The following is a 19315-nucleotide window of genomic DNA, read 5'->3' as shown; positions in this document are numbered from 1 at the left end:
CTCCGTCACGTTCGCGGAGCATCACAGGTCGAAGTCGTCAGCGAGCTGATTGCGTGGGGAGCCGTGTGCGGGCTGTTTGCGTACGCGGGCTGTTTGAGCACGCGGGCTGTTCGCGCACGCCGCGCTCACAATCCCAGGTAGGCCGCCTGCACTTGCGGATTGTCGAGCAGCTTCTCGGCATCACCGGCAAGCACGACCCGTCCTTCTGCCAGCACATATCCACGGTGAGCGATTGCCAGTGACGCCTTCGCATTCTGCTCACTGAGCAGCACGCCGATTCCGTTCCTGTTGATCTGTGCGATCGACTCGAGCACCTGCTCGACAACCAGGGGAGCCAGTCCCATGGACGGTTCGTCCAAGATCAGCAGACTGGGGTCTGACATCAGCGCACGACCGATCGCCACCATCTGCTGCTGTCCACCGGACAGGGATCCTGCCGGTTGGGCTGACTTCTCCTTCAGAATAGGAAACAGCTCGAGCACTTCGCTCAGGATCTCCTCGGTGCGGGTGCGGTCCCTGTGCGGGTACGTGCCTAACCGGAGGTTCTTCTCCACCGACATCTTCCCGAACAGGTGTCGCCCCTCGGGACAATGTGCGATGCCGCGTTTGACGATGGTGTTCGGGCGCGTTCGTTGGATCGTCTGCCCGTTGTATTCGATCGTTCCCGAACGAGTGCGCAGAAGTCCGCTGATGGTCTTGAACAAGGTGGTCTTTCCCGAACCGTTGGCACCCAAGATCACCGTCAACTCACCGGGCTGGGCAGTGATGCTCACCCCGTGCAGCACGTTGGTCGCGTCATACCCGACGCTTATGTTCTCCAGCGAGAGCATCAGTTCTCCTCATTCTGGGTCGATCCCAAGTAGGCGCGAATCACGTCCGGATTGCTCTGGATCTCCGAGGGGGAGCCGATCGCCAGCTTCTGACCGTGATCGAGAACGAGGATCGTGTCCGCAAGCCCCATAATCATCGACATCTTGTGTTCGACCAGCAGCACCGACACCCCGCGACCGGGCAGGGAGCGAATGAGATTGCCGAAGTCCGTCGTCTCCTCCTCGGGGATGCCTCCAGCCGGTTCATCGAGGAGTATCAGTTCGGGCTCGGTTGCCAAGGCCATGGCGACAGCTGTGCGCTTCTGCACTTCCTGCGGGACATTAGACGCCAGATCGTGGCGGAATTCGGAAACACCGCAGAATTCGAGTGCCTCGAGAGCTTTGTCATGGTTGAGTGCGGATTCGCGGCGATGTCGCGGAGTATGGAAGATCGCGTCGAAGACATTGGACTTGGAACGGACGATGCGACCAGCTAGGACGTTTTCCAACAGTGTGGAGTCGTCGAAGAGGTGCGTCGTCTGGAATGTTCGTGCGATTCCTCCGCTGACCGAGTTGTGCGGTGACGAGTGGGTGATATCGCGACCGTTGAAGGATACGCTCCCAGCGGTGGGGCGGTAGAACCCGTGGATGAGGTTGAACAGCGTTGACTTGCCGGCCCCATTCGGGCCGATCACGGCAGTGATCTGTCCTTCCTGCACATCAAGATCGACGTTCTTCACGGCATCGAGTCCGCCGAAGCGTTTTCCGAGGCCTCTGATTTCGAGCAGCGTCACTTCTCCTCCTCCTCGGTAGTGGTGATGGTGTCTGCAGCAGTTCCCCGGCGACCAGCAGCGTCGGTGCCGGTCGAACCCCTAGCAGGAGTGGATCCGTTTGCCTGGTCAGAGTCGTTCGCTCCAGCAGAACCATCCTTGCGGGCAGATCCGATTCGTCGCTTTCGCGCTCGCTTGTCGATGAACCCTCCCAGATACCCCACGATTCCACGGGGCGCGAAGATCACAAGAGCGATGATGATGGGGCCGAGCACGATGAACCGGTAAGCCTGGAAGTCTTGGAAGAGTTCGAACAGGAAGGTCACGATCATGGTGCCCACGAGCGGTCCAGCGACGGTGCCCATTCCTCCGACCAGGATGAACATCAGGAACTCGAAGGTCTTGTCTACGGTTGCAGCGTCCGGGCCGATGAAGCCGACGACGGAGGCGTAGAGGCCACCGCCGATGCCGCCGAAGAAGGCCGATGCGGCGAAGGCGAGTTGTTTGCTCAGCCCCACATTGACGCCGATCGCATCGGCAAGGTCTTCGCTGGTTCGGATCGTCAGCAGCGTGCGCCCCACACTCGAGCGACGGATCGCGTAGGTGATGTAGACACTTGCCAGCAGGATGATGAAGACGAGATAGAACATCGCCGTCGGATTGCTGAAATCTACGATGTCCCCAGCCTCGGGGAATTTCACATTGTTGACGCCGGAATGGGCGTGCGTCACCGACTCCCAGCGACTGATGGTCAGGTAGATGATGAAGCCGATGGCCATCGTGAAGATGGCGAAGTACTCGTCTTTCGTTCGCAGGGCGATCAGACCGGATAGGTACCCGATGGCAGAGGTGCCGACCACGCCGACGACGAAGGCCTGCCAGAACGGCCAATCGAAATCGGTTGTCAGCAAACCGACTGCATATGCACCGATACCGAAGAAGCCGCCCTGGGCCAGCGACAGCTGTCCCGTGAAGCCGAGGATGATGTTCATTCCGTAGACGGCGATCGCCGAACACAGGCCGATGGTGATCACGCGCATGATGTAATTCTCATCGCCGAAAGCCACCGGAGTCAGGGCGATGATGAGAAGCACGGCTAGGGTTCCGAGGATGCGGGGATTCTTCAGCGCATTCATCGCTGCACCGCCTTTGCGAACAGGCCCGTGGGTTTGATCGCAAGCACCGCCACCAGAACGACGAAGGCCACTGCTTCGCCGACAGCCGAAGAGATGTACGTCGAGGTCATCGTCTCCGCTATCGCAAGAGCGAAGCTGCCGACGATGGCACCTGGCAATGATCCGAGCCCGCCGAGGATGATGATTGCGAACACCTTGAGGTTGAGCGAGTCACCCATCGTGGGGGAGAGGAGGTTGATGGGAGACACGAGGCCGGCCGCGATGGTGACCAGAAGCGCGGACAGACCCAATGTCAGCATTGAGACCATGGCGGGGTTGATTCCGACCAGAGCCGCGCCGGTTCTGTCCTGCTCGATGGCTTCAATCGTCTGACCATGGATGGAGCGTTTGATGAACCAAGTCAGCAGAGAGAGCACGACGATCGCAGTCACGATGATCACGATGCGCTGTGCGGAGATCTCGGCGCCCAGAATATGCAGGCTTCCGGAGATCGGTGTCTCCATTCGTCGGAAGTCGGCGCCCCAGATCGCCTGTGCTACGGCCTGGAAGAAGAACATGGCGCCGATGGCCGCAATCATGTGATGGGTGTGCGGAGAGTTGCGCAGAGGGTGGAAGACCAAGCGTTCGAGCAGCACGCCGAGGACGAACAGGACGAGTGCTGCAATGCCGATGGCGGCCACATAGGGAACACCTACAGTGGTCAGAAAGAAGTACGTGACATAGGCGCCGAGCATGTACAGCGAACCGTGCGCGAGGTTGGGTATGCGCAGGACGCCGAAGACTAAAGTGAGACCGATCGCGGCAAGGCAGTACACACCGCCGAGCGCAACGCCGTTGAAGAGCTGTTGGATGAAAAGGGTCATGAAGCGAATCCTCACAGGACGTCAGACGGCGCCACAGCGGGGTATGAAGCTCATACCCCGCTGCGGGAAGCGCCGACAATGGTGACTAGACGGTGGTGACTACTTGGTGTCGGATACCTGGTCGACGGGAACCTTCGTGTACTTCTCGTCCTTGTTCAGATAAGTGATATCCAGGTCGGGGTTGACCAGATGGCCCTGATCCGAGATTTCGGTTGGGAAGCCGTTGACCTTGTACTTGTCATCGACCTTGCTGAGGGCGTCGGGCACTGCAGCCCGGATCTTTTCCGGATCGCTGGTTGTGCCTGCGACTTCCATAGCCTTGGCGATGATGGCGATGCTCTGATAGTTCAGCGCAGTCTCACTGGTCGCCACCTTCTTGTCACCGGCAACTTCCGCGAAATGCTTCAGGAAGTCTTTTGTACCCGGATCCTTGTATTCTTTGACGGGAAGCACCCCGACGGAGTTCGTCAGGTTCTTGAGCTTAGTCACGGTTGCCATCTCGTCGAGCTTCGCCTGGTCCATCACGAGGAAGCTGCCCTTGAAGCCCTGCTTCTTCGCCTCTTCCATGATCAGCGCGGTCGGCTGCGAGGGACCACCGACGAAGATGCTGTCCGGTTTTTCGGACAGGGCCTTCGAGACTGGGCCTGCGAAGTCAGACACGGTGGCGTAGTCAATGCTGTTGTCAGCCCCGATCTTGCCGTTCGCCTTCTTCCACTCGTCCGTGATCGCCTTCGTCCACTGCTGACCGTATTCGCTCTGGGTGCCGAGGAAAGCCAGCTTCTTCCCGCCGTGCTTCATTCCCTGTTCGGTGAACGGCTTGGCATACGACTCGAAGTTCGGCGGAATCATCATCGTCAGCGGATTGTCGGACTGCACGATTGCAGGATCCGAGGTGTACGCGGAGATCATGAACTTCGATCGCCCATCGTTGATCTGCTGGATCGCTTTGATTGCGCCGGCATTGGGGGAGACGACGACTGGGGCTTTGTCCTGATCTGCCAGTCGCTGTGCGTTGCTGGCCGCTGTGGACGGCGCATACTTGTCGTCGAGTGACTTGAGCTCGATGGTGACCTTCTTCCCATCGACTTCGAGCCCGTCCTTGTTGAGATCGTCGACAGCCATCTGAAGGCCCGTCTGAACGTTCTCTCCGTAGGCAGCGCCGCCGCCGCTCAGGGGGCCTGTATAGCCGATGACGACCGACTTCATCACCGCCGGAGTCGCCGCTTCCACCGCCCCCACCGCACGCGCCGAGTGCCAGTGCAAATGTGCCGATGACGGCCGCAGCAAGCACAGGACGGCTCGCCCTTCTCGGGATTGAGGTCATCTTTTCTCCTTTGAAAAGTGAGACGGAGCGACAGTGCTCCTCAAAATTGTCGGGATGCCTGAACGGAAGCCCGGAGCCTATCTGAACGATTATTCGATTGAGGCTTAGAATGGAACCTATACATCATCAAATGTGATGTCAATCGCTTTATAGAAATCTCTGATTCTGCTCTCGGCGTTACCGCGCTGCAACCTGGTCCGCTGCGCGGGTGCTTCTGCAGTGGTCTTTGTCGGAGTCGCCGGAGCTCGGACGGTCGCCGGAGCTCGGACGGTCGCCGGACGCAGGTCAGTCGCCGGACGCAGGTCGGTCAGGGAGCGAACGGAAGGCGGTAGGAAGCAGAGTCGAAGCAGGGTGGAGGCCGAGCGCGAGCCGAGATCCCTCTTTTTTTGAGCAAACAATCGTTCAGTAACTTTTGTGGTCTATTGTGGAAGCTGCGAGAGGGAGATCCAGGTCACTCTCGCCGCAATCTAACCACGAACCATCATTTCGGAGGAAAATCGTCATGACTCGGACAGCAATCGTCACTGGCGGCGGCCGCGGCATCGGAGCCGCTATCGCCCAGCGCCTGGCATCGGACGGAATGAACGTCGCGATCCTCGACATGGGCCCTACTGAAGACTCGGTCAAGGCTGTCGAATCCGCAGGTATGAAGGGGCTGGGAGTAGATACCGATGTCTCTGACGAAGCCTCCGTCGAATCCGCTGTGAAGACTGTCGCAGAGACTCTCGGTGCACCAACCGTTCTCGTCAACAACGCCGGCATTCTTCGGGATAATCTGCTCTTCAAGATGACCCACGAGGAATTCCAGAAGGTCCTCTCCGTTCACCTCGGCGGGGCGTTCCTGATGACCAAGGCCGTCCAGTCATACATGGTCGAAGCGAAATTCGGGCGCATCGTGTCGATGTCGTCGACATCCGCACTGGGCAACCGCGGTCAGACGAACTACTCTGCAGCCAAAGCAGGGATCCAGGGGATGACTAAGACGTGGTCGATTGAGCTCGGCAAGTTCGGAGTCACCGCCAATGCGATTGCCCCCGGTCTCATCGAAACTGACATGACCAAAGCCACCGCAGAGCGCATGGGCGTGAACTATGAGGACTTCATCGCAGCAGGAGTCGGACAGATTCCTGTGGCGCGCACAGGCAAGCCCGAAGACATTGCTCACACAGCATCATTCCTCGCCTCCGAGGGTGCCGGCTTCGTTTCCGGACAGGTCATCTATGTGGCCGGAGGCCCGAAGGACTGACCCGGAGCGAAATCTGGTCCCACCACCATCGCGGCGAACTCAGGTCCGACGCACCTCACTGAAGAAAGGCTCGTCATGCGCGAAGCAGTCATCGTCTCCACCGCCAGAACTCCGATCGGAAAGGCGTACAAAGGGGCGTTCAATAACACTCAGGCCCAGGAATTGGCGGGCCATGCCATTTCCCACGCAGTCTCACGCGCGGGGCTGGAAGGAGGCGAGGTCGAAGACGTCGTCTTCGGTGCCGCACTCCAGCAGGGCAGCCAGTCCACCAACGTCGCTCGGCAGGCGGCACTGCGAGCAGGTTTCCCCACAACAGTCCCCGGTATGACGATCGATCGTCAGTGCTCCTCGGGGCTGATGGGAATCGCGACCGCAGCGAAGCAGATCCTCTTTGACGGTCAGGAAATCGCAGTCGGCGGCGGCGTTGAGTCGGTATCGCTGGTGCAGAACGACAAGATGAACATGTACCGGGCGCAGGACCCATGGCTGGTCGAGCATGTTCCCGGAATCTACTACCCGATGCTCGCCACCGCCGAGGTGGTCGCTGAGCGGTATGGCATCAGTCGTGAAGCGCAGGACGAATATTCGCTGTCCTCGCAGCAGAGGACCGCAGCCGCTCAGGAGGCCGGCCGCTTCGACGATGAGATCGTGTCGCTGCCGACGACGAAGATCGTCGTCGACAAGGAGACGAAGGAAACCTCGACTCAGCAGGTGACCCTCGAGCGTGACGAGGGCAACCGCCCCTCGACGACGTTGGAGAGCCTGGCGGGGTTGAACCCTGTGCTCAAGCCCGGCGATGCGTCGAAGGTTCCGAGCATCACTGCGGGCAATGCCTCGCAGCTGTCCGACGGCGCTTCTGCATCGGTGCTGATGTCGAGTGATGAGGCGAGCCGCCGAGGTTTGGAGCCGCTGGGCATCTACCGAGGTATGGCAGTGGCCGGCTGTGATCCCGACGAAATGGGGATCGGGCCCGTCTTCGCTATTCCCAAGCTGCTCAAGGCGCAGGGGCTCTCGATTGATGACATCGGACTGTGGGAACTCAACGAAGCCTTCGCGGTGCAGGCACTTTACTGCCGTGAACGTTTGGGGATTGATCCTGAGAAGTACAACGTCGACGGTGGCGGTATCTCTGTCGGTCACCCGTACGGAATGACCGGTGCCCGTCTTGTCGGTCACGCGCTCATTGAAGGTCGTCGTCGGGGAGTCAAGTATGTCGTCGTCACGATGTGCATCGGCGGAGGTCAGGGCGCTGCAGGTCTCTTCGAAGTCTGCTGAGCCAATGTAGCCGGCTGAAGCAACATCATCTGGCGAGCCGTCAGAAGGGCGGTTGCTCACCTGTGTCCCAGAACCACTGCTTTGTGTTCTGAGCGGGCTGGCTGGAGAAGGGGTCGACGTATTCGGCCCAGCAAGGGGACTGGCCTTCCCCTGCAGGATCAGTCGTCGACTGCGCAGTTTGTGACTGCGTGGTCGGCGGCTTTTCTTCTGCCGTCGCGGACTTCTTCTGTCGGTCGTCTTGTCTCGGGGGAGCCTTCGCATCAGAAGGGGCAGCTCTCCTCGAGGAAGCAGCTTTCGTCGGGGCGTCAGCCGGTGGTTGGGTGGCTCCTGGCGGTGGTACATCTGTCGAGCACGCAGCCGGCGGTGGGGCGGTCGTTTGAGGTGGGGGTGTCGCGAAGTACTTGACGAAGAGCTCGGCGTGCTCGACATTGATCGGATTGTCGGGCGGTATGACCTCGGTGGTGATTCCGTGTCTGAAGATGTATTCGAGCCGCCCAGGTTCGGTCATTCTGACTGAGAACTTCCGGTCCGTCTTCGCCTGGTGGTGGAGTTTGCAGAGGTTGTGCAGGTTCCCGAATCGGGTGTGGCCACCGGTCTTTGGGCTGGCGTGGTCAAAGGGAATGATGTGGTCGACTTCTGTGAGCTCGGCACGTTGGGTGCATCCGGGCATCGTGCAGTTCATCCACTGGGCTGCCAGGGGCTGGCGGATGCTGTTGGGGATCGTGTAGCTGGTTGCCTTTGCGTCGAGTGGCGTGCCGGTCGCCGGATCGGTGAGGATACGTGTCCATGTCGATGCATACGCGGCGAGCCTGCGCGCCATGTCAGCTGGAAGTGGAGAACCGTCAGGAAGCATCCCGGCCAAATCGCACACATCTGCCTTTTCAGTGTCTACGGGTGGGGATTCGCTGTTGCTTTCCGTCTCCGGTGTGGGAGAAGCTGCTGCGCTTGCATCGTCACCGGAGGCGCCGAGGACTTCGCTGAGCAGCGTGAGCATAGGGACGGTGATCGTCGTCCGAGCCTGATGGGAGAGCCAGTATTCGTGGGTGGGTAGGTCGAGGAGAACCTCGTAACTGACGGCACATGATGATCCGTCATGCGGGGGTGAGGAATCAGCGTCGAACGGTGTCTGCGGATCGGCTCCTGGTGGCCAGAAAGCTTTACCGGGTGCCGGTCGACTGTTGTTCATGGCTTCGAAGAAGCGCGGGTCGCGCAGCCAGTAGTCGGACCCGGCCTGTCCCTGACTGGCAGTATGTTCCTGGCTGTCGCCGTCGGCCGGTGCTGACGTCTCGTCGCTCATCTGTCCGAAGGTTCGTTCGATGTAAGCGAGCATCGATTCCTCGGGCGACATAGGGACACCGTCAGGTCCTGCGAACAGGCCATCGATCGGAAAATCCGTGCTTGATGTGTCCCCGGTCGTGGTGTTGTTACTGGTGATGCGAAGTTTCAGCTGGGGTCGAGTGCGAGTGAGTATGTCGAACATCAGCGCATCGATGCCGCGATCATCGTCGAACTTCTCGTCCGGGTTCAGCTGGTCGTCGAATGCTTCGATGTTTCCCTTGTAGACGGCTCGAGCGAATGCTTCGACCCTCCTGTAGCAGGCGTGGAGTTCTGGAGCTGGCCCGGTGAGAGTGAGATAGGCGGTCCCGTCATCGCCCGTGCTGATGTCGACCCGGCGGCGGACCGCAACCTTCTCAATGGTTTCCTGTGCTGGTTGAGTCGCCGCGATCTTCAGTGCGAGAGAGCGCTTGAACGTTTCGATTGTGATGTCTGCTCGCCTGTCGGCGAGGTAGTCATCAATGCTCGGCAGGTACCGGAACGCGACGTCTCTGCAACGACGGGTCACGAAGGCGACATGTTCGATGGTGAAATCACCATCGATGCAACGCTGGTGGAACTTCGGAAGTCCGTGCACCAAAGTCATCGCAGAGGTGATGTGCTTATAGGCTCCCGACGTGGTGGCGCCGAGGAGTGTCGAATACTCGCAGATGTCTTCAGCCCAGGCGTATTGATGCGTCCAGCCATTGAACGTCGACGAGGGTTTGAATGCCGGGAAGTCTGGAAGCGGCTCCGGATACTCTCGAGCATCCCGCTGCTCACGACGCATTCTGCGGCCAGCTCCGCGGTCCTTCTTTCGGCTCGGGGCCGACGAGGCGCTCGGGGCTGACGAGGTGCCCGAGGCCGACGATGTGCTCGAAGCTGACGGAGTAGAGACAGTGGGAGATTGTTCGCCTACGGACGCAGCAGTCCCGCGATTCGCAGTCTCGCCGTCACTAGCTTCGTCACCTGCATTGTCGTTACTGTCAGCGCCGTCGTTACCATCAGCCCTGTCCTCGCTTGCTGTGCTGGCTGCGTCGGCGCTTGCCGTGGCACTCGTTGTAGAACCGTTGCGGGTGCGTTTACGGCAGCGACGAAGAACGGTCTCCGCAAGAGACGCGAAGTCGTAGGGAATCGTCAGGTCGGGGCCGGCAAGTCCGAGGTAGTGCGCAACCTCGCGGACGAAGATGCCGCTGGTGGCATCCAGCGCCGCAAACTGCGCCTGGTCGCTGCAGGCGTAGACGGCCGAAAGGTCCCTGAACGGGGAGTCCTCGTCGATATCGAGGCAACGGCCACTGGAGGCTGACGAACTGGTGTCGACCGAACGCGCACCGGAGTCCGAACTGTCGTCGTTCATGTGCTTCATTGCGTTGCCCCCTCTCCACTGCTCTGTGAAGTGCGTCTGATGGCATTGGCACCTATCTGCAGTATATCTGGTAATAGAACCGATAGATAGAGAGATTCGAATAAATAAAGAAAGAAAATAGAAGTTATGCTCGAAACTCACTATCGAGTGACCTCTATAGCATCACGAAAAGGTGCTTGTCGATCACTATCATCATCTAGATGTGCTTGTTGTTATATGCTCTCATTCGGCACTGACATGGAGGGCAGAGCCCCGATTCGTTAGACTCGGTCTGTGGCAGCGATCGACAAAGACATTCTCCGACTGGCACTTCCGGCCCTCGGAGCGCTGATCGCCGAACCCATCTTCCTGCTCTCTGACACGGCCATGGTCGGCCACCTCGGCGCCGGTGCTCTGGGATCGTTGGCGATTGCGTCGACGATCCTGCAGACCGTCCTCGGACTGATGATCTTCCTCGCCTACGCCACGACGCCTCGGGTCGCCAGGCGAATGGGTGCTGGGGATCGCCCCGGTGCCATCAATGCGGGCTTCGACGGTATCTGGCTCGCACTGTGCACCTCGGTGGTGCTCTTGGTCATCGGATTGCCCCTGCTCAAACCACTGATCGCCGCGTTCGAGCCCGGCTCCGAGATCGCCGAGGGCGCACACTCCTACCTCGCCATCTCCTGGTGGGGACTGCCCTTCATGCTCGTCGTCATCGCCGCCACCGGGCTGCTGCGCGGGCTCCAGGACACGCGCACACCACTCATGGTGGCGGCGGCCGGATGCATCGCAAACATCGGGTTGAACGCGCTCTTCATCTACGGCCTCGACATGGGCGTCGCGGGCTCCGCGCTGGGCACCGTGATCGCCCAAGCCGGCATGTGCTCCGTCTACGTGGTGATTTCGATCAGAGCGGCACGACGATTCCACGCCACGCTCCGGCCCGACTGGTCCGGGGTGCTGTCCTCGGCGAAGACCTCCGGGTGGCTGTTGGTGCGCAATGCGTCCCTGCGCGCAGCACTGATCATCCTCATCTTCCTCGCCACGGCCATGGGAACGACCGAGCTCGCCGCAATCCAAGTCGCCCAGAGCCTCTTCTTCGCCCTCGCGCTCGCCCTCGACTCACTGGCCATCGCCGGCCAGGCTCTGATCGGACTGCAGCTGGGCGCACGGAAGGTCGACGCGGTGGCCGCGATCAATCGCAGGCTGTGTCTGTGGGGCGTCGTCTTCGGCATCGTCGTCGGACTCATCCTCTTCGCAGGTGCCGGAATCATTCCCAGCGGCTTCTCTTCGGACCCGGCTGTCGTCGCACTGATGACGAGCCTGCTTCCCGTGCTCGCCCTGAGCATGCCCATCGCCGGCTATGTCTTCGTCCTCGATGGTGTCCTCATGGGAGCCGAGGACGCCAGATATCTCGCTCTGGCACAATTGGTTGCAGTGGCCGGATATGCGATTCTGCTGATTCCGATCGTCCTCTACTGGCCCGGTGCTCTGGGACTGTGGGCTGCGTTCTGCATTGGCTTCGTCGGCCTCCGTGCGCTGACTTTGGGATGGCGCGTGCGCAACCGCAGGTGGATCGCTCGGGCGGTCGAGAAAGGAACCTCATGAACGAACGTCAGAATCAGGAGTCCGCCGAGGTGGGCCGCCGGTCCGCACTCAAATCGAGGATCCGTCCGTTGAGCGCGCAGACCCCGGACGAGGTGTTTCTGCCCTTCCTCGACCTGTGCTTCAACTGGTCGATGGACAAACCGCGGATTGAGGTCGACGAGCTCCGCGAGCGTGACGATGCAGCCTTCTACTTCAAGGACTGGGGACGCGACGGTGACATCGCGGTCGCGGCCTATGCGAAGGCCCCGAACGGAAGAGAATCCTCCGAAGACTCCGCTGCCGGGGAATCCGCCCCAGAGATCGTCGGTCTCGCGTGGCTGCGGCTGGCCGCATTCGATGCCGTGATCGAGAAATCGAACGAGGCCACCAGCACCACCGCCGGCACCACCGGCACCACCGCCGAGGTGGGGTCGCGGTTCACCGGATACGGCTGGGTGGCCGCGGACATTCCCGAACTGTCGATGGCGGTCCTGCCCGAGCACCAGTCCCAGGGCATCGGCGGCATGCTCCTCGAAGTCGTGTGCACATTGGCGAAGATGAGCGGATTCCCTGCCGTCAGCCTGTCGGCCGAAGACGGAAACGGCGCGGCTCGCCTCTACCACGACCACGGATTCGTCACTGTTGGACGCAATGGGGATGCAGACATCCTCGTACGTCAGCTCAAGTAACCGAGCCAGGGCCGGACAACCTCGGCGAGGCTACAGCCGGACAACCTCGGCGAGGCCGAAGTGTCGAGGAGGACGTCCTACAGGGGTGCGTCTCGGACCGTGAACATCTTCATTAGGGTGAATGCACTTCATTATTCTTAAGCCGGAGCATGACGAGACGCAGATGTCCGTGATAGAGCTGAACCACGGGCATTTAGCACGTCGCCCGCACGATTTTCAATGATGAAATGATGAGGAGAACGCCAATGGTCACAGTCTTCAAGAACGCCAAGGTCTTCGACGGAACCAGGTTCCTCGCCGGGCTGCGAGATGTCGTCGTCGACGGGGGAGTGATCTCTGCGATCACCGAGGGCGGTCAGGGCTCACATGATGCCGGTGACAGCTATGTCGATTGCGCCGGCCAGACGATCATCCCCGGCGTCATCGACGCCCACGTGCATCTGATGAGCACAGGCGCCAACAACTCTTCGTCGTTCCATGATCCGTTCTCGCTGCAGTTCTACAACTCCGTTCAGAATATGGAGAAGACGCTCAAGGGTGGGGTGACGACCGTGCGCGATGCCGGTGGCACCGACCTCGGCGCGAAGGTTGCTATCGAGTCGGGCGTCGTCCGTGGGCCTCGCCTGTCGATCGCGATCAACATCATGTCCCAGACGGGTGGGCATGGCGACTTCCACTTGGTCTCCGGCGCCGATTCTCCGTTCCTCGCCCCACACCCGGGCCGGCCCTCAGGCGTGGCCGATGGGCTCGAAGGCGTGCAGCGCAAGACTCGCGAGCTCCTACGGGCCGGCGCCGATCACATCAAGATCTGTTCGACCGGTGGTGTGCTCTCACCGCGAGATGATCCTCGACACTCCCAGTTCACCGAGGCGGAGATCGCCGTCATCGTCGCCGAGGCGGCCGCCCAAGGTGCGCACGTCATGTCCCATGCCCAGGGCGCACCAGGAATCAAGAACGCCGTCCGCGCAGGAGTGCGCTCCATCGAACACGGCATCTACCTCGACGACGAAGCCATCGACCTGATGCTCGAGGCCGGCACCTTCCTGGTCCCGACCCTGCAGGCTCCGCAGGCAGTGATCAAGGCTGCCGAGGCTGGTTCGGCCCTGCCCCAGTCCGTGGTCGACAAGGCCCACTCGGTCATCGAGGCTCACTATGAGTCGATCGCGAAGGCCCATGAGGCGGGGGTCAAGATCGTGATGGGCACCGATGCTGGTGTCGGCCCGCATGGTGAGAACCTGGAAGAGATCAGTCTCCTCGCGGGAGTCGGCCTCTCCACGACTGAAGCACTCGCAGCCGGAACGTCCGTCGCAGCAGAACTCCTGGGCCACGACAACGTCGGCCGGATCGAAGTGGGGGCGCTCGCCGACCTCGTGGTCATCGACGGAGACCTCAGCACCCAGGACGTTAAGGGGATCGAGTCCCGAGTGAGCTCGGTGCACCTGGGCGGCGAGCTCGTCTGAGGCGAGACTTCCGGCGGCTGTGTACCGGGAGGCGAGAGGACGCCAGGTGAGGGCAGACTAACCTCACCTGGCGTACAATCGTGGCGTGAGCAATCGAAACCATCCGTGCAGCGCCAAAGGCCGGGACGACGAGTCACGATGAACCCTCTGAATTGGTCATTTCCCATCGTCGTCACCTGGCTCATCCTGTTCGGCATCATCCTGGCCCGCGCAGGCGGAACGTTCCTGCTGGGACGATTGGCGCGCAGAGGCATCCGAAAGATCGAACGCATCGATAGGATCATGTCCGGCCCGAAATACCGGAAAGCTGAGGCCGCGATCGAGCGTTATGGCGCACCGGTGATCGCCCTGAGCTTCCTCATGATCGGGGTGCAGACCGTGCTCAATCTGGCTGCCGGAACCAGCGGCATGAGCTACCGTCGCTATCTGCCCGCGCTCGTCGTCGGCGGTTCGCTGTGGGCACTGATCTATTCGACGGTCGGACTCATCGGCTTCAAGGCCTTGGCCACCGCCTACCAGGCTGAGCCTGGACTGACGGTCGGATTGGGTGCCTGCTTCGTGCTGGCCATTGCCGGCCTGCTCATCGGGCTGAAGAAGAAGGACGCGCAGACCGAGCCCGCCGCCGATAGCCCGGCGTGACCAGGCCACCCCGGCACAGCCTCGGCGGATTCAGTCGCGCGGATGTACGGTGAGCTCCTCCGTCATGTCCTCCAGCTCGATTCCCTTCGTCTCGGGCACCTTCCACCAGACGAAGAAGAACGAGAGCATCGCGAAGAACGCGTAGAAGCCGTAAGCGAAGGTCAGGCTGATATCGGCGAAGATCGGGAATGTCGTAGAGATCGCGAAGTTCGCGATCCACTGGGCTGCGGCAGCCACAGCCAGGGCACCGGCACGGATCCGGTTGGGGAACATCTCGCCCAGCAGCACCCACACCAGAGGGCCCCAGGTGGCACCGAATCCGACAACGAAGACATTCGCTGAGATCAGCGCGATGATCGACCACGGAGCACCCAACTGAGCACTGGTGGTGCCATCGGCCGCGGTGGCGAGTTCGGCGAACGAGAACGACACCGCCATCATGGCCAAAGAGATTCCCATCAGGAACGAACCGACCAGCAGCATTTTGCGACGCCCGACCTTGTCGACGAGAAGAATCGCCACGATCGTCACGACGATGTTCGTCACCGAGGTGATGACGGAGGTCAAAAGGGCACTGGACTCATCGAATCCGACCGACTTCCACAGCGTCGTCGAGTAGTAGAAGATGACGTTGATGCCGACGAATTGCTGGAAGACGGACAACAGGATTCCGATCCAGACGATCGGCTTGAGGCCGAACCGTTTGCCGATGAGGTCTTTGAAGGACTCTTTGTCTTCGCGTCGGATCGAGTCGCGGATCCGTTCGATAAGAGAATCGGTGTCGGTGACTCCGGTGAAGACACGCAGAACTCGTGCGGCCTCATCTTCTTTGCCACGGGCAACCAGGAACCGTGGGGACTCCGGAAGGCCGAGAGCCATGAGCCCGTAGACCAGAGCCGGCAGCGCCTCGACCATGAACATCCAGCGCCAGGTCTCGATTCCGAACCACAGAGGATCGGCGGCTCCGCCGGACAGCGAGGCCAAAAGCGCATTCGACAGGAGGGCCGCGAAGATACCGGTCACGATCGCCAGCTGCTGCAGCGAACCGAGGCGACCGCGCACCCGGGCGGGGGACACCTCGGCGATATAGGCAGGAGCGATGACGGATGCGGCACCCACGCCGAGCCCGCCGACCATACGCCAGATGATGAGATCCGTGACCCCGAAGGCCAGTCCCGAGCCGATGGCGGAGGCGAAGAACAGGGCCGCGGCGACGACCATGACCGGGAGTCTGCCGTAGCGATTGGCCAGAGAGCCCGCGAACCACGCACCAAGTGCGCAGGCCAACAGCGCCGAGGAGACCGCGAACCCCTTCAGCCCGGCACTGAGGGCGAACTCCTCGGCCAGGGCGTCGACGGCGCCGTTGATGACAGCCGTGTCGAAGCCGAAGAGGAACCCGCCCAGCGCAGCGGCCAGCGAGATTCCGACGATCCGGGAGTTCACCCGTTCTCGACCGTGCAGTCTGCCGTCGGGGGATGGGTCGTTCTGAGGCAAGTGGGACTCCTCCTGTGAATGACATTCGGCACCTGGTGCGAATGCGATGTCGATGAGCTGTACCCCAGGGTATGCCACTGAGAGGAAGTCCGGCACACGACTGCCTGAGAAGCCCGACTGTCCGAAAGGACCGACTGTCCGAGAAATGGGCGACTGCGGGGAGCGGAGCCGAAATGTCAGTAGAGTAAGTGCCACGTCACAGTCGACGAGCTCGGTGGAACTCGTCATCACCACTATGAGAAAGGGACCGCCGCATGGCTGTTGCCTGGTGGAGTATCATCCCCTTCGTTCTGCTCTTGGGATGCATTGCGGTCCTGCCGCTCATTCCTGCCACTGAGAAGATCTGGGACCGCAATCTCGTCAAGCTCATTGTGGCGTTGGTCCTCGGTGTTCCCATCGCCGTGTGGTTCGTCATCGGCGGAGCCGGTTTCACCGTCTCCGAAGCCTTGGTGGAGTACTTCCAATTCATCGTCTTGGTCGGCAGCCTGTTCGTGGCCTCGGGAGGAATCTTCCTCGTCGGCGACATCAAGGCCACGCCGAAGAACAATACGATCTTCTTGGCGATCGGCGGAGTGCTGGCATCGTTCATCGGCACTACTGGTGCGGCCATGCTCCTCATCCGGCCGATCCTCAACACCAACCAGGACCGCAGACACCGGACCCACACTGTCGTCTACACGATCTTCATCGTGGCCAACTGCGGAGGCCTGCTGACCCCGCTGGGGGACCCGCCCCTCTTCCTCGGGATGCTGCGCGGGGTTCCGTTCGAATGGACCTTCGGACTGTGGCCCTATTGGCTGTTCGTCAATGCGCTGCTCCTGATCAGCTTCTACGCCCTGGATCGCAAGATGTATGCGAAGGAGCCCGCCGAGGGGCTGGCGAAGGATGCGGAGTACGCCACCAAACTGGGGCTGCGCGGGGCGAGCGGACTCGCCTTCCTCGCCGTCATCATCATCGCCGTCGCGTTCATCCCCTCGATCGACATGCATGCGGTCGAATCCGGGCACGCAAGCCTCGCCCAATTCGTTCCCTGGCGAGAAATCGTGATGCTCGCCGCGGCACTCGCATCATTCCTGTTCGGAGACCGCGGTGCACGGTTCAATCTCAACAAGTTCACGTGGACGCCGATTCTGGAGGTCGGGGCGCTATTCATCGGCATCTTCCTCACGATGATGCCCGCACTGGCCTACCTCGGTCAGATTGCGCATCGGATTCCGCTCAATGAGATCTCACTCTTCGTATTCACCGGTGGGCTCTCCTCGGTGCTCGACAATGCTCCGACGTATGTGACGTTCTTCGAAATGGCCTCTCAGGTGCCGGGGGAGCCCCGAGTGGCAGGCGTCGCCGAAACTCTGCTGATCGCCGTGTCTCTGGGCGCTGTCATGGGCGGGGCGATCACCTACATCGGCAATGGGCCGAACTTCATGGTGAAATCCGTTGCTGACTCGGCCAACGTGATGATGCCCAGCTTCGGCGGGTACGTCGGATGGTCGATGACCCACCTGGTTCCGATTCTGGCCGCGATGGTGCTGCTGTTCATGACCGACGGCCTGTGGTGGAAGCTCCTCGGCGTGCTGGTGACTCTGCTTGTGCTCGGACGCGCGGGTCTGAATATGCGGCAGGGCAGGCTCGAGGCGATGAAGGGAACAGGCTCGAAGGACCGGGCGAGTGAGCCCGGCCAATGAGCCCTCGGCCCAGCGCCGGTGCCCGCGCGATCACCGGCGTCGGGCTCTATTTCAGCTGCAATGGTTTCGTGTTCGCGGCGCTGCTGCCGTGGTATCCGCTGCTGGTCCAGCGGCTGGGGCTGAGCTCCTGGGAGTTCGGGCTCGTCGTCGCCTCGTTCGCGCTCGGCGCGATCGTCTCCTCAGTCGTACCGGCGCACCTCATCTCACGGTTCGGAGCCAACGCCGTCGTCGTCGGCGGCACCGTGCTGCTGGGCCTGTCGGCTGCCACCACGGCGTGGTCGGTCAATGGGTGGATGATGGCCATCTGCCTGTTCCTCGTCGGCTTCTTCGATGCCATTGTGGACGTGGCCCAGAACGTTGTCGGCATCGGGGTGCAGGAGAGTCTGTCGCGCGTCATCCTCTCGTCTATGCACGCGCTGTGGAGCTTGGGCGGACTCGTCAGCGGTGCCCTCGCCACGATCGCCGCTGCCAATGGAATGGACATGAGACTCCACCTGGCACTGATCACGGTGGCATCCATCATCGTGATCCTGCTCGCTCGTCGACTGATCGGCGATGCCGTTCTTCGCAGCAGTTCTGCGACTTCCAGTATCGATGACATCGCCGAGGTTGATGCCGGTCCCAGCGCGGAGGCAGGTTCCAGCGAAGGCGCAGGGGCGAAGCAACCCAGTTCGAGGCGTGCCATTCTGCTCATGGCACTGCCCTTGGCCGTCGTTGCCATCTGCGGCACCGCGGTCGAGGACATAGCGAACAATTGGTCGGCGTTGGCTGCTGTCGAGTTCAGCGGGATGTCTGCTGCGACAGCTGGAATCGCCTTCAGCGTGGTCATAGGCAGCCAATGCCTTGGCCGCTTCAGCGGCGACATCCTAGTTCAGCGATTCGGGTCCGGTCGGATCGCTCGCCTCGGCGGGGGACTCATCGCCCTCGGCGGACTCGGGGCAGTCACCGCGTTCGAGCCGATCCAGCTGTTGGTCGGCCTCGGCATGATGGGATATGGCTCGGCCACTCTCGTCCCGGGTGCTCTCGGTGCCGCAGCCCACCTTCCGGGAGTGGGGCGGGCCGGAGGCGTCACCTTGGTGAACTGGATCATGAGAATCGGCTTCCTGGGGACGAGTCCATTGGTCGGAGTCATCGCCGGTCTCGGCAATCTGCGGTGGGGACTGTCGGTCCTGATCGTCATCGGTGCCGTCACCATGGTCTTCGCTGGTCGACTAGGCGGAAGGCCGTTGCGTTCAGACTGAGCGGCTGAGCGGCATTGCGGCTGTTCGGTATTGCGGCCACCAAATTGTGGACCGGGCCCGGGTCAGAAATGAGAAATGTGCCGCGACATCGAGTGAACGATATCGCGACACATCACACGGTCGGGCTAGCGGGATTTGAACCCACGACCTCTTCACCCCCAGGTGGGCGACAAGCCCTCTTATTACTCTGACCTGGGATTTCTGCGGTCCTGCGACGGCAATTTCACGTCATGCAATGCATGGGATGCATGATTCTGGTCCCGGTTTGGTCCCGGCGTTTCAACCTTTCCTAGAGTCGTGAGCGCAGTCCATGGGACTGATGCAGGGTTAGGTGACATCTAATCTGGCTTGTTCATAGGCAAGCCTGGAAGGATAGACACCATGCCACAGCCCTACCCGAAAGAATTCCGCGACGACGTCATCCGCGTCGTCCAG

General features: G+C 61.1%; 15 protein-coding genes. 8 read left to right on the top strand and 7 right to left on the bottom strand.

Going from position 1 to position 19315, the window contains the following annotated elements; all coding sequences use genetic code 11:
- Positions 1-125 precede the first annotated feature (125 nt).
- From INT40_RS17735 to INT40_RS17715, 5 genes are all read right to left on the bottom strand, one after another.
- Positions 126-830: an ABC transporter ATP-binding protein gene (locus INT40_RS17735; protein WP_193070392.1), complete on the bottom strand. Its 705-nt coding sequence runs from the start codon at positions 828-830 to the stop codon at positions 126-128.
- The gene (locus tag INT40_RS17730) at positions 830-1603 is read right to left on the bottom strand and encodes an ABC transporter ATP-binding protein (protein ID WP_101574780.1); all 774 of its coding nucleotides are present in this window, start codon (positions 1601-1603) and stop codon (positions 830-832) included. The genes INT40_RS17735 and INT40_RS17730 overlap by 1 nt, the downstream gene beginning before the upstream one ends.
- Positions 1600-2715, bottom strand: coding sequence for a branched-chain amino acid ABC transporter permease (locus INT40_RS17725; RefSeq protein WP_193070393.1), 1116 nt, complete (start codon positions 2713-2715; stop codon positions 1600-1602). Before INT40_RS17725 ends, INT40_RS17730 begins: the two co-directional genes overlap by 4 nt.
- Positions 2712-3578 (bottom strand): branched-chain amino acid ABC transporter permease, encoded by an 867-nt coding sequence (locus tag INT40_RS17720; RefSeq protein ID WP_193070394.1) that lies wholly within the window; start codon positions 3576-3578, stop codon positions 2712-2714. Before INT40_RS17720 ends, INT40_RS17725 begins: the two co-directional genes overlap by 4 nt.
- 99 nt (positions 3579-3677) lie before the next feature.
- Positions 3678-4808, bottom strand: coding sequence for an ABC transporter substrate-binding protein (locus INT40_RS17715; protein WP_319020806.1), 1131 nt, complete (start codon positions 4806-4808; stop codon positions 3678-3680).
- Positions 4809-5404: 596 nt separating this feature from the next.
- Between INT40_RS17715 and INT40_RS17710 the strand changes: the two genes are divergently transcribed.
- Together INT40_RS17710 and INT40_RS17705 are read left to right on the top strand one after the other, a co-directional pair.
- Positions 5405-6148 carry an SDR family oxidoreductase gene (locus INT40_RS17710; protein ID WP_101574784.1) on the top strand — a complete coding sequence of 248 codons (744 nt, stop codon included), beginning with the start codon at positions 5405-5407 and terminating at the stop codon, positions 6146-6148.
- Positions 6149-6223: 75 nt separating this feature from the next.
- On the top strand, positions 6224-7423 hold the full coding sequence (locus tag INT40_RS17705) for an acetyl-CoA C-acyltransferase (protein ID WP_193070395.1): 1200 nt from the start codon (positions 6224-6226) through the stop codon (positions 7421-7423).
- Between the two features lie 40 nt (positions 7424-7463).
- Here the strand turns inward: INT40_RS17705 and INT40_RS17700 are convergent, their stop codons facing one another.
- On the bottom strand, positions 7464-10094 hold the full coding sequence (locus INT40_RS17700) for an HNH endonuclease signature motif containing protein (protein WP_226831613.1): 2631 nt from the start codon (positions 10092-10094) through the stop codon (positions 7464-7466).
- A 282-nt stretch (positions 10095-10376) separates the two neighbouring features.
- On the opposite strand from INT40_RS17700, the gene INT40_RS17695 reads away from it, so the two are divergent.
- The 4 genes from INT40_RS17695 to INT40_RS17680 all read left to right on the top strand — a co-directional run bounded on the left by INT40_RS17695 (position 10377) and on the right by INT40_RS17680 (position 14460).
- Positions 10377-11693: an MATE family efflux transporter gene (locus tag INT40_RS17695; RefSeq protein WP_101574786.1), complete on the top strand. Its 1317-nt coding sequence runs from the start codon at positions 10377-10379 to the stop codon at positions 11691-11693.
- Complete coding sequence (locus INT40_RS17690) at positions 11690-12361, top strand: GNAT family N-acetyltransferase (RefSeq protein ID WP_193096643.1); 672 nt, start codon at positions 11690-11692, stop codon at positions 12359-12361. Before INT40_RS17695 ends, INT40_RS17690 begins: the two co-directional genes overlap by 4 nt.
- A gap of 245 nt (positions 12362-12606) precedes the next feature.
- Positions 12607-13821 (top strand): metal-dependent hydrolase family protein, encoded by a 1215-nt coding sequence (locus INT40_RS17685; RefSeq protein ID WP_193070398.1) that lies wholly within the window; start codon positions 12607-12609, stop codon positions 13819-13821.
- A 138-nt stretch (positions 13822-13959) separates the two neighbouring features.
- On the top strand, positions 13960-14460 hold the full coding sequence (locus tag INT40_RS17680; RefSeq protein WP_193070399.1) for a DedA family protein: 501 nt from the start codon (positions 13960-13962) through the stop codon (positions 14458-14460).
- Between the two features lie 30 nt (positions 14461-14490).
- On the opposite strand, the gene INT40_RS17675 is transcribed toward INT40_RS17680, so the two are convergent.
- Positions 14491-15921, bottom strand: a complete 1431-nt coding sequence (locus INT40_RS17675) for a sugar porter family MFS transporter (RefSeq protein WP_193070581.1) — start codon at positions 15919-15921, stop codon at positions 14491-14493.
- 287 nt (positions 15922-16208) lie between these two features.
- On the opposite strand from INT40_RS17675, the gene INT40_RS17670 reads away from it, so the two are divergent.
- Together INT40_RS17670 and INT40_RS17665 are read left to right on the top strand one after the other, a co-directional pair.
- Entirely contained in the window at positions 16209-17639 is a 1431-nt protein-coding gene (locus tag INT40_RS17670) for a sodium:proton antiporter (protein WP_193096642.1), read from the top strand.
- The gene (locus tag INT40_RS17665; RefSeq protein ID WP_069600325.1) at positions 17636-18880 is read left to right on the top strand and encodes an MFS transporter; all 1245 of its coding nucleotides are present in this window, start codon (positions 17636-17638) and stop codon (positions 18878-18880) included. The genes INT40_RS17670 and INT40_RS17665 overlap by 4 nt, the downstream gene beginning before the upstream one ends.
- The last annotated feature ends 435 nt before the right edge of the window (positions 18881-19315 follow it).

The sequence above is a fragment of the Brevibacterium sp. FME17 genome (assembly GCF_014897515.1).
Taxonomy (GTDB): domain Bacteria; phylum Actinomycetota; class Actinomycetes; order Actinomycetales; family Brevibacteriaceae; genus Brevibacterium.
This window is presented reverse-complemented; position numbering and strand designations above follow the sequence as displayed.